This is a genomic window from Streptomyces sp. ISL-87 (assembly GCF_018614095.1).
In the GTDB taxonomy this organism is placed as follows: domain Bacteria; phylum Actinomycetota; class Actinomycetes; order Streptomycetales; family Streptomycetaceae; genus Streptomyces.
Genome location: NZ_JAGGOY010000097.1, coordinates 47,652 through 60,259, shown reverse-complemented (window position 1 = coordinate 60,259; position 12,608 = coordinate 47,652). Strand labels below are relative to the sequence as shown.

Genomic DNA, 12,608 nt, shown 5'->3' with positions numbered 1-12,608 from the left:
GTACCGGCTGTCCGGGGCCTCGTCCTCGGTGGTCAGGAGGAACACATCGGCGTCGTCGCCCCGGAGGAGGGGCTCCAGTTCGGGCAGTCCGGCGAGCAGCACGGTCTGGCGCGCGGCGGAGAGGCCGGACGGCCGGGCCGGTGCGGGTCGGGCCCGCCACTGCCGGCTCAGCAGGACCGGCTGCCCGCCGCGGGCCTCCGTCCCCCCGGCAGGGGTCGCGGCGCGGGGTTCCCCGCCGGGAGCGGGCACGGCCGCTGCCGGGTCGTCGCGGTCGGAGGCGGCCCGATCGATCGAGAGTCCGCCGATCCGGACGCGGACCCGGCCCTGCTCGTCGGCCAGGTCGAGGTCGAACCCGGGGACCCGCGCCTGGCCGGCCTGCTGGGCGCCGGGCCGGACCCAGGCCCACATCGAGGGCGTGCAGGCATCGAGAACGAGGACTTCCTCGATGGCGCGGACCACCGCGGGCCCACCGCCGTCGTACGCCCGGTCCCGCCCGGCCGACCCGCCGAGGGCGTCGGAGCACGCCCGCACCGCGGCGTCGAGCAGGCCCGGGTGCAGCACGAGACCGTCCTCGGTGTCGCGCACCGGATCCGGCAGCGCCAGCTGGACGAGGGCTTGCCCGAGTCCGGTCCAGACGCGCCGGACGGCGCGGTACGCGGGCTCCTGTGCGAGTGCGTCGCCGTGGCGGCGGTCCTCGTACTGCTCGGCGGTCGGGACGGACGTCCCGCAGGCCCGCCGCAGGGCGGGCAGGTCGAGCACGGTTTCCTCGGCACCGTCCGCGAAGTAGAGGACACCCTCGCCGTGCTCGACGGCGTCGCAGTCGCCGCCGCCCGGCGGTGTACTCGTGATCCGGAAGCGGATGTCGCCGTCGTCCTCCGGGCGCAGCCCGACGTGCACCTCGCGGGGGCCGTCCGCCGGATCGAGCGGCCGCGCGAACACGATGTCGCGCAGCACGACCGGCGCCGAAGGTTCGACGGCGGCCCGGCTGCCGAGGCAGCTCGCGGCCACGGCCATCTCCAGGAGGGCCGCGCCGGGCACGACGCGGGCGGCACGCTCACCCAGGAAGCGTTCCTCTCCGGTCACGACGGACGTGAAGCGCTGCTCGGTGAAGTCGGACGTGTTGACCTGCGCCAGCGGATGCAGCGGCGCCGGTCCACCAGGCGCGGCCGAGCCGGCGGTGGACAGGCCGTCGAAGGCTGAGTACCGCTCGGCCGCGAAGGGGTAGGCCGGCAGCGCGACCCGCCGCGCGGTCGCGGTGCCGTGGAGGGAGCGCCAGTTCACGGGAACGCCGCTGACCCACAGTTCGAGCAGCTTCTCGTACTTCCCCTTCTCGGCCCACGCCGCGATCATCACGTCGAGGTCTGAGTCCGACGCGAACAACGTCAGTGTCCGGGCCGCACCGGTGATCGAACCGCGGACGATCTCACCGCCCGCGAAGTCGTCCGCCAGGAAGCGGCCGAGCCTCTCGACCAGGTCGGGCACGGAGGAGGCGACGACACCGAGGCGTTCCTCCCGTGGTTCGCGGCCGACCTGCAGGGTGTGGGCGACGTCCGCGAGCGCGAGGTCCGCGTTCTCGGGGCGGCCCAGCCACTGCGCCAACTGCTCGGCCCGCGCCCTCAGCTGCTCGGTCGTACGGGCGGACAGCGGTATCACGGCACGCGGGTCGGCGGCGGCCGGCACAGGCTGCGGCGGGCTGTCGGGGACGTACTCCGCCATCACGACGTGAACGTTGGAGCCACCGGCCCCGAACGCGGACACGCCCGCGACGCGCGGCAGCGTGCGGCCCGTGCCGTCGTCCGACACGGGGGACGGCCACTCGGCGGACTCCTGCTGCACCACGAACGGGGTCTGCCCGAAGTCGATGTGAGGGTTGGGCGTCGAGGCGTGCAGGGACGGCGCCAGACGACCGTGCTGGAGCTGGAGCAGGACCTTGGTGATGCCGGCGATGCCGGCCGCGCTCTCGGCGTGCCCGATGTTGCTCTTCACCGAACCGATCGCGCAGAACCCCCGGTCGTCGGTGTAGGGACCGAAGGCCTTGCACAGGCCGGCGATCTCGATCGGGTCGCCCAGGGAAGTGCCGACGCTGTTCGCGTCGATGTAGCTCACGTCCCGCGCGTTCACACCCGCTCGCCTCAGGGCCTCGCCGATGACCTCGGCCTGCCCCACCGGCTCCGGGACCGAGTATCCGCTCGTCCTGCCGCGGTGGTTGGCGGCGGTGCCCTTGATGACTCCGTAGATCCGGTCGCCGTCCGCGACGGCTCGCGCCAGCGGCTTGAGCAGGATCGCGCCCACGCCCTCTGCCGGTGCGTAGCCGTCGCCCCCGGCGCCGAAGCTGGCGCAGCGACCGTCGCTCGACGCGAGCCGGCCCTGGCTGAGGAGCAGGTACTTGTTCGGGTGCAGCGAGAGATTGACTCCGCCGGCCACCGCCGTGTCGCAGTCGCCCGACTCCAGGCTCCGGCAGGCCAGGTGCACGGCCATCAGCGACGACGAGCACATCGTGTCGACGCTCATGCTCGGACCGTGGAAGTTGAACACATGGGACACCCGGTTCGCGACGGACGCGGAGCTGCCCGACACGATCGGCCCCGCGCCGGCATCCTGCGCCGAGGCGCTGTGGAGCTGGTACTCCTGGTACATCACTCCGACGAAGACGCCCACCCGGCCGTCGAGCAGGTTCCCCGTACGGTCCTTGCCGGTGTCCCGGACGTAGCCGGCGTCCTCCAGCGTCTCGTGCACGCACTGGAGGAACAGCCGCTCCTGCGGGTCCATGATCTCCGCTTCGCGCGGGGAGATGTTGAAGAACTGCGGGTCGAAGTCGTAGGCGCCGTCGAGGAATCCGCCCCACCTGCTGTAGGACTTGCCCGGGGCCCCCTTGCGCGGATCGAAGAAGCGCCTGTGGTCCCAGCGGTCGTCCGGGATCTCGGTGACGCAGTCCTTGCCGGCGGCGAGGTTCTGCCAGAACTCCCGCACGTCACGCGCCTGGGGGTAGCGGCCCGCCAGCCCGATGATCGCCGTGTCGCCGGTTCCCGTGCCTGGGGCCGGGTCGGCCCCACGTCGCGCCGGAGCGGCGGAGGACACGGGCCGTGTTCGTCCCGCCGTCAGGACGGGCCGTTCAGGGACGCCCGGAGCGACGGCGGGAGTCTGCCGGGACCCGCCTGCCGGGGGAAGAAGCTCCCCGACCTGCCGTGGATGGGTCTTGAGGAGGTGGCGGGTCAGAGCGGAGATGGTGCGGTACTCGAAGAACAGGGTCTTCGGGAGCGAGCCGAAGACCTCCTCGAGCGTACGGGTCATCTCCATGGTCATCACGGAGTCGACGCCGTAGTCCTCCAGCGGTGCCTCGGCGTCGATCCTGTCTGCGGGAAGGTCGATGACCGATGCCAGGAGCCGCTTGAAGTAGGTCACGGCCTGCTGTGCGGTGGTCTCGTCCGGGCCTTCCGCGGGCGCTGCCTCCCTGTTCCCGTCAGCGACCTCCGCCGCCGGGACGTCCGGCGAGGGCAGGGGCCGGGGCGCGGGGCCGTCCACGAGGAGTCCGGCGAGGAGGGTCCGTGCGATCTTCGGGCGATCGCCCGAAAGCACCATCACGTGGTCGGACGGCGACGCCAGGGCCAGGTACAGGGCGCGCAGCCCCTCCTCGTCCGGCAGCGGCACGAGCCCGAAGCGGTCGCGCAGCGCCCGCTCCGTCGGCGCGTCGATGCCCATCCCGCCGTCGGCCCACAGGGGCCAGGCGACCGAAAGGGTCCTCCCCCGCCGCTCGCCCCGGGCCACCCGCGCGTTGCGGTGCGCCGCGAAGGCGTCCATGAACGCGTTCGCTGCCGCGTAGTCGGCCTGCCCGACATTGCCCAGCGCCCCCGCGACCGAGGAGAAGGCGACCAGGAAGTCGAGGTCCGCGTCCTGCGTGGCCTCGTCCAGGTGCACCAGTCCGGCGACCTTCGGTGCCAGCACCCGGGAGAACTCGTCCGCGTCCTTCTTGATGACGAACGCGTCGCTGGTGAACCCGGCGGCGTGCAGGACCCCGTCGATCCGGCCGTACCGCTCCCGGGTCTCCCGGACGAGCCTCACGACGTCGTCCCTCACCGCCACGTCGGCCTGCACGTAGGCGGTCTCCGCGCCGTGCTCCCGCAGTCGTTCCAGCAGCGTGTCCTTGTGCGCGTCGCGGGGCGCGCGGCCGGCGATCACGATCCGGGCCCCACGGGCGCGCTTCGCGATGTCGTGGGCGAAGACCGTGCCCAGGCCGCCGGCGCCCCCGGTGATCAGGTAGACGCCTCCGTCCTTCCAGGGCGTCACCGCCGTCCGGCGGTCGACGTCCTCCACGCGCCACTTCAGGACCTCGCGGAGGCCGCCGAGGTACCGCACACCGAAGTCCGCGAGCGCCGCGCGGTCCGCCGTCACGCGGGACGCGGCGCGCTCCGGGGCCTCGTGCCGGTCCACCAGCACCATCTGGCCGAGCAGCCGCGGATTCTCCAGCCCGGCCGACCTCAGGATGGCGGCCAGCCCCGTCCACAGCGACGCCTCGACGGCCGGGGCGACCAGCTGGACCCTGACCGGGTGGTGGGCGGGCTCGCCGAGCAGCCGCTTGACCTCGTCGAAGACCTGCAGCGCGTGGTCGGTGTAGCGGTGGCCGACGTCCGTGGCGCCCGACGTCAGCCGGACCACGCGCGCGGTGTCCCGCGTCTCCAGCTCCGCGGCGACCTCGGGGAGGTCCACGACCAGCACCAGGCCCTCCGGGACCGGAGCCGTGGCCTGCGCGGGGTCGGCGGCCACCCAGTGGGGTACGGCGAACAGCTCCCGGGGGGTCGTCGGCGCAGCCGTGTGGGCGCGCAGGGCGACGCCCTTGAGCCGGAGGCACACCCGCCCGTCGTCGTCGCAGACGTCGATGTCGATGCGACGCAAGCCGTCGCCCTCCCGGCCCGCGCCGTCCCGCACCCAGGCCCACGCCTCCGGTGGGCAGGTACCGAGAAGCTCGACCTCGTCCACGGCGAACGGCAGCAGCAGCGCTTCCTCCCCGGCTGCCACGGACAGCAGGCCCGCGCATGCCTGCAGGCCGGCGTCCACGGTCGACGGATGGAGCCCGTAGGCGTCCCGGGTGTCCCGCACGGTCGGCGGCAGCGCGATCCGTGCCAGGACCTGTCCCGCCCCCGTCCACAGACGCCGGACGCCTCGATGACCCGGGCCGTAACCGATACCGCGCGCCTCGGCGGTCGCGTACAGCGCGTCGGCGTCGGGTCCGGGGGTCCGGCACTCGTCACGCAGTCGCGCCAGGTCGAGGCGGGTGTCGGGGTTCACGGTCGCGGGTTGCGTGGTCACGTCCACCACGCCCTCGCTGTGGAGCACCTCGGCGGTTCCGGCGACCGGGTCGCCCGGGACGAGGATCTCGAATCCGACCTCGCCGAGTTCCTCGGGCCGCAGGCGGACCTGGACGGTCAGCCCCGGTTCGTGCAGGGTGACCGGCCGCGTCCAGACGACGTTCCGGAGCTTCGAGACGCGGAACGGCTCGTCGAGCGAGGCCGCCACGGCGGCGCGCGCCAGTTCCAGACAGGCGGCACCGGACAGCACGGGCTTGCCGCCGACCCGGTGGTCCCGCAGGAAGAACTCCTCGCCGGTGTAGACCGACGTGAAGCGCTGCCCGTTGAGGGTGGACGTGTTGGCGTGCAGGAGCGGATGGAGCCGCGCCGGGCCCGCCGCCCGGTCCTGGCCAGCCGCGCCCCCGTCGGCCAACCAGTGGCGCTCCCCCTGGAAGGGGTAGGTCGGCATCGATACGCGGCGCGGCGCGGATGCGGACTCGTCGTGGAGCTTCGTCCAGTCCACCACGAGACCGGTCGTCCAGAGCTTCACGACCTCGCCGTACGCGCGCCGCGCGAGCGCCGCGTCCAGTGTCCGTGCCCGGTCCGCGGCGGCGGTGAGGGCGGCCGAGGTGTCCTGCCGGCGTGCCACCCGGCCCAGGTACACGTCGGTGATCCCGTTCTCGCCGTCCAGGAACGCCCGTAGTTTCGCCACGAGTTCACCGGTCGTCGCCGCGACGAGTCCGAGGCGTTCCTCGTACGCCTCCCGGCCCGATTGGAGGGTGTGGGCGATGTCCGCGAGCTCGGTCGCGGCGCCCTCGCCCTCGGTCGTCCAGCGCAGCAGCTGATCGGCCTGGGCCCGCAGGCCCGCGTCCGTCCGCGCGGAGAGGACGATGGCGGCGGGCCCGCTCTGCGCAGGGGGACCGTCTGCGGGGCGGGGAGCCGGAACGTACTCCTCGACGATGACGTGGGCGTTGGAGCCCCCCGCCCCGAAGGACGAGATGCCGGCGATGCGGGGCGTCGCGGTGCCGTCGGCGCCCGTCGGGCGGCTCCACGGTGTCAGTTCCCGTGCCACGTAGAAGGGGCTGCCGTCGAAGTCGATGTGGGGATTGAGCACCTCGGAGTGGAGGGAGGGCGCGAGTTGGCCGTGCTTCATCTGCAGCAGCACCTTCGTCAGCGCGGCGATGCCGGCCGCGCTCTCGGCGTGCCCGATGTTGCTCTTGACCGAGCCGATCGCACAGGTGTGCGTCCGGTCGGTGTACTCGCGGAAGGCGCTGGTCAGTCCGGAGATCTCGATGGGGTCTCCGAGCGAGGTGCCGGTTCCGTGCGCCTCGACGTAGCTCACCGCTTCCGCGTCGACCCCGGCCTCGCGGAGCGCGTGGCCGATGACGTTGTGCTGCGCTCGGGGGTTGGGGACGGCGTACCCGTTGGTCTTGCCGCCGTGGTTGACCGAGGTGGCCCGGATGACGCCGTAGATGGTGTCGTTGTCCTCGCGGGCGCGGGCGAGCGGCTTGAGCAGGACCGCGCCGACCCCCTCGCCGGGAACGTAGCCGTCGCCGCCCTGTCCGAAACTCTCGCACCGGCCCTTGCTCGACGCGTATTTGCCGCTGCCGAGCATCAGGAACTTGTTGGGGTGCAACGACAGGTTCACGCCGCCCGCGACGGCCAGTTCGCAGCCTCCGGTCCGCAGGCTCTGGCAGGCCAGGTGCAGCGCGGTGAGCGACGACGAGCACATGGTGTCGACGGCCAGGCTCGGGCCGTGCAGGTCGAAGACGTACGAGACCCGGTTGGCGATGGTCGACGCGCTGCCGGACAGCGTGACGTTGCGGCCGCGCGCCTGCTCCTGGGCGCCGTAGAGCTGGTACTCCTCGTACATCACCCCCACGAAGACGCCGACGTTGCCGGGCAGGCCGCGGTCGTCGCAGTGGCTCAGCGTCTCGCGTGTGTACCCCGCGTCCTCCATCGTCTCGTGCACGCATTCCAGGAACAGCCGCTCCTGCGGGTCCATGAACGCCGCCTCGCGCGGGGAGATGTTGAAGAAGAGCGAATCGAAGCGGTCGACGCCGTCCAGGAACCCGCCCCACTTGGTGTACGTCTTGCCGGGCGCGTCCTTGTCCGGGTCGAAGTAGGGGCCGTGGTCCCAGCGGTCGGCGGGAATCTCGGTGACGCTGTCGCGGCCGTCGGCCAGGTTCCGCCAGAACTCCCGGATGTTCCGCGCCTGGGGGTAGCGTCCGGCCAGCCCGATCACCGCGATCTCCGTGTCCCGGCCCGCCGGCTCCCTGCGGCCTCGCCGCGCGGCCGTCCGGCGGACGTGCCCGGACCCGGCCCCGCCACGTGAGGTGACGGCGTCCACCGGGGCACCGGACGGCTCCTGGGCCTCCGCTGCGAGCAGCTCGGCCAGGCGCGGCCGATGAGCACCGAGGAAGTACCCGGACAGGGCGGTGATGCTCTGGTACTCGTAGAACAGGGTCTTGGACAGCGATCCGAAGACCCCCTCCAACCGGTTGGTCAGGTTCATCGCCATGATCGAGTCGATGCCGTACTGCTCAAGGGCGTCGTCGGGGTCGATCCGCTCGGCGGGTACGCGCAGCTCGGAGGCGAGGAAGTCGACCAGGTACCGGCCGACCCGCTCCTCCAGCGTGCCCGCCGGGAGGGGGCCTCGGTCCTCCGCGACGGCGACGGCCGGGGACGCCGCTTCACGGTGCGGGAGCGTGCCGCCGGCCCGCTCGGCGGACCCGTTCGCGGCGTACGCCCTGGAGGTGAGCCCCCGGAGACGGCAGCGCGGCACGCCGGCGTCGTCGAGGAGGTCGATGTCCAGCTTGCGGATGCCGAGGTCGGGCCGGTCGCCGTCGCCGTACCGGACCCACGCCCACATCTGCGGGGTGCACGGCCCCAGGACGTCCAGCTCGTCGAGCGCGAAGGGGAGGTGGAGCGTGGCGGGGGCGGAGCCCGCGGGGGCGCCGTCCCGGCCGAACAGTCCGACGGTGGACTGCAGGGCGGCGTCCAGCAGACTCGGATGCAGTACGTACCCGTCGGCGTCGGCCGTCGTCCCGGACGGCAGCCGCAGCCGTGCCAGAGCCTGCCCGTCGCCGATCGCCACGCTCTCGATGCCGCGGTGCGCGGGACCGTAGTCGAGACCCATGGACCGGTAGACGTGGTAGCACTCCTCCGCGTCCAGCCGCGCGGCACCGCACGCCGCGCGCAGCGCGGCCACGTCCACTGCCGCCGGCTCGCCGGCACCGGCGAGGGCCCGCACCGTCCCCTGGCTGTGAACGACGGCGTCCGCGCCGAGATCACCTTCCGGAACACCGGAGATCTCGAAGGTCACCTCCCCGGCGGACTCGGCCTCCGCGGTGTACAGCGTCGTGACCAGGCGCGCGGCGTTCTCGGCGACCGTCAGGGGCTGGGCCCACACCACGTTGCGGAGCACGGTCCGACGGGTACGTCCGTCGAGCGACGCGTCCAGGGCGGCCCGGGCCATCTCCAGGTACGCGGCGGCCGGCAACACCTTGCGGCCGTTGACGACGTGATCGGTGAGGAAGGGCTCCCTGCCCGAGAAGACCGAGTCGAAACGCTGGGCGTCGAGGGTGGAGGTGTTGGTGTGGACGAGGGGGTGGAGCCGGCCGGCACCGGAGTCGACGGGGGCGGGTTCCGCGGTCAGGTCGCCCACCCAGTAGCGCTCGCGAGCGAAGGGGTAGCCGGGCAGGGGCAGCATCCGGGGGCGTTGAGAGCCGTACAGCTTGCCCCAGTCGACGCTCAGGCCCTTGACCCAGAGACCGAGCAGCCGGTCGAACTTGCCCTTCTCGATCCAGAGGTCGACGGTCGTGGCCATGTCGCCGTCGTCGCCGAGGGCGGTGAGCGCCTCCCGGTGCTCCTTGACGTTGCCGAGGTGCAGGTCCTCGACGTCCTCCTCGCCCGCGGCGAACGCGGCGAGCTTCCGGATGAGTTCGGCGGGTGAGCCGACGGACAGCGCGAGCCGCGCGTCCATCGCCTCACGGCCGAGCTGAAGCGTGTGGGCGACGGCGCCCAGGTCGAGCGCGGCCGGGTCCTGGGAGTGGAACCAGTCGAGCAGGTCCCGGGCCCGCTCCCGCAGACGCTCGGTGTCCTTCGCCGAGAGGACGATCAACCGCGGGGCGCCCTCGGGAGCGGGGACGGGCGCGGGGTCGGTTCGGCGGTACTCCGCCACGACGACATGGGCGTTGGAACCGCCGGCGCCGAACGAGGAGACTCCGGCGATCCGGTCGCCCTCCGTCGTCTCCCCGTCGCCGCCCACGACCGCGGGCCGCGGCCACTCGGTCTTCTCCCGCTGGAGACGGAACGGCGTCCGGGTGAAGTCGATGTTGGGGTTGGACTCCCGCGCGTGCAGGCCGGCCGCGATGGACCCGTGCTCCATCTGGAGGACGACCTTGAGCAGCCCGGCGATGCCGGCGGCGGCTTCGAGGTGACCGATGTTGCTCTTCAGCGAGCCGATGGCGCAGTGCTGCCGGGAGCCGGTGTCCGACGCGAACGCCTGGGTCAGCCCGTCGATCTCGATCGGATCGCCCAGCTCGGTGCCGGTGCCGTGTGCTTCCACGAAGCTCACCTCGCCGGCGGAGACCCCTGCGCGGGCGAGCGCCTCGCGCACGACCTCGGCCTGCGCGACCGGGCTGGGGACGGTGTAGCCGTTGGTCCGGCCGCCGTGGTTGACGCTGCTGCCCCGCAGGACGGCCCGGATGTTGTCGTTGTCCCGCTCGGCGTCGGACAGTCGCTTGAGCAGGACGACGGCCACGCCCTCCCCCGGCACGAATCCGTTGCCACCAGCTCCGAAGCTGCGACACCTGCCGTCGTCCGACAGCATCCGCTTGCCGGACATGAGGGTGTAGTTCGACGGGTGCAGGTAGAGGTTGACCCCGCCCGCGACGGCCAGGTCGCACTCGCCGCGGAGCAGGTGCTGGATCGCCTCGTGGACGGCGCTCAGGGACGACGAGCAGAGCGTGTCGACCGGCAGACTCGGCCCCGTGAGGTCGAGAAGGTACGACACCCGGTTCGCCACCGACGCGAACGAGGTCAGGGGGTGCAGCTTCTCGTTCCGCTTCCGCAGCTCGGGCCCGTACAGGTCGAACCCGGTCTTCGAGACGCCGGCGAAGACGCCCACCTTCCGGCGATGCGCGTCGGCCAGGCGCTGCCGGGTGTAGCCGCCGTCCTCCAGCGCGTTCCAGGACTCTTGCAGGAACAGGCGCTCCTGCGGGTCCATGCTCATCGCCTCTTGCGGCGAGATGGCGAAGAAGAGGGGGTCGAACTCGTCGAACCCGTCCAGGAACCCGCCCCATTTGCCGTAGCTCAGGCCCGCCGCCACCGCCTCGTCGCGGTCCGGGTGATAGAAGCCCTCCAGCGGCCAGCGGCCCTCGGGAATCTCTGTGACGCAGTCCCGTCCGGTGGCCAGGTTCTCCCAGAACTCCCGCAGGTTCCGGGCCATCGGGAACCGTCCGCTCATGCCGATGACGGCGACCGCGTCCTCGGTGGGCGCTGAGGTGGGCGAGGCTGCCGCGGGGACCTGCCGCCCGCCCGCGGATGCGGCCGCCGGCCGTGCTGCCGCGGCGGCCTGCCGGGGCTTCTCCGTCCCAGTCCAGTCCAGACATCCCTGCCTGCGCGCCCGGAGGAGATGGCGTGCGAGGGCGTCCAGGGAGTTGAACTCGTACAACAACGTCTTGGGCAGATCCGGGAAGACGTCGGCGAGTTTCCGGTTGAGCCGGGTGACGACGATGGAGTCGATGCCGTAGGTCGTCAGCGGCACCCGGGCGTCGATCTTCGCGACCGGGAGGCCGATGACGGCGCTGAGCATCTGCCCGAGCCTGCGGACGATCCTGTCGCGCAGCACCTCGTCGTCGATGTCGACGTCCTCGGCGACGGCGGGAGCGGGGACCGGGGCGGATCCGGCGGTGGCCGCCTGCTGCCGGAGCAGCGTCCGGCGGATGCGCGGGCCGTCGCCCTCGACCGCCATCACCTGGAAGTGGTCCGATCCGAGGGACTCGTGGAAGACCCTGATGCCCGACTCGGTGCGCAAGGCGTGCATGCCCGTCTGTTCCCGCAGTTCCCGCTCCGTCTCCGCGTCGACCCGCATCCCGCCCTCGGCCCACAGCGGCCAGTTGAGCGAGAGGCTGCGTCCCGAACGCAGACCCTGCGCGACCAGACCGCCCCGGTGGTGGGCGAACGCGTCCAGGAACGCGTTGGCGGCCGCGTAGTCGGCCTGGCCGACGTTGCCCGTGACCGCCGCCGTGGAGGAGAACAGGGCGAAGAAGTCCAGTGCGTCGTCCTTGCTGGCGGCGTCCAGGTTGAGGGTGCCGGCCGTTTTCGGGGCGAGGACCTCACGCAGCTCCTCGACGCTCTTGTGCGACACGAAACCGTCCCGGAGCACCCCGGCGCCGTGGATGATGCCGTGGATGGCGCCGTGCTCGCGCCGCACGCCGGCCAGGTACGCCTCGACACCGTCCGGATCGGCCACGTCGAGCCGGGTGTACTCGACGCGCGCATGCGGACGGTACAGGCTCTCCAGCAGGTGGCGCCGGTCGGCGCCGGGTGCGGAGCGGCCGCTCAGCAGGAGGGACGTGTTCCGTACGGATCGCAGCAGGTCTCGGGCGAAGATCAGTCCGAGCCCGCCGAGCCCGCCGGTGACGACGTACGTGCCGCCTTCGCGCCAGGGCAGGGCCGTGTGCTCGGGACTCGGCAGCTCGTGCCAGGTGAGTACCTCACGGACGCCGTCGCGGAAGCGCACGACGCGGTCGTCGCTGCGCTCGCGACTCGCCAGGATCTGGAGTGCGGTGGGCTCCGGAGCGGCGGCCAGGTCGACGAGGACCAGTTGGGGCACGATCCCGGGGTTCTCCAGGCCTGCACTCCTGATCATGCCGATCAGGCCGGACAGGAGGGTGTCCTCTCCCCGCAGGGAGCAGACGAGCTGAACCAGCGTGGAGGGCAGTTCCGGGTCTCCGGCCAGCGAGCGGAGCGAGGTGAGCACCTGGCCCGCGAGGTCGGCGTAGCGGTCTGCGAGGCCGGTGGCCCCGGAACGCAGGAGGCGCACGTCGATCGTCGCGTCCTGCTGACGCAGCGCGTGTTCCAGTTCCGACGGTCCGGCGAGGAGCACCACGTGTCCCGGCTTCCGCCCGGTCGCGGGGCCGTCGGCGGCCCGCCAGACCGAGTGGCACCGCAGCAGCTCGGCCGGCGGCACCGCGTCCGGGGCGTCCGCAGTCGCATCCGCTGGTTCCTGACGGTTCCTCAGGTACTGCTTGACGTACTCCCTGGAGACGCGATCGGCCTTGAGATCCAGCAGAAGCCGTTCCAGCCGGTTGTCCATGA

Annotated in this window: 1 protein-coding gene (only partly in view); it reads right to left on the bottom strand. The window is 72.5% G+C overall.

What is annotated here, in order from left to right:
- On the bottom strand, positions 1 to 12,606 hold the 5' portion of the coding sequence (locus J7I97_RS39710) for an SDR family NAD(P)-dependent oxidoreductase (RefSeq protein WP_214941459.1). It extends 1,065 nt beyond the left edge of the window; the window shows 12,606 of its 13,671 coding nt (coding positions 1-12,606); the start codon lies at positions 12,604 to 12,606; its stop codon lies beyond the left edge, outside the window.
- Between the last annotated feature and the right edge of the window lie 2 nt (positions 12,607 to 12,608).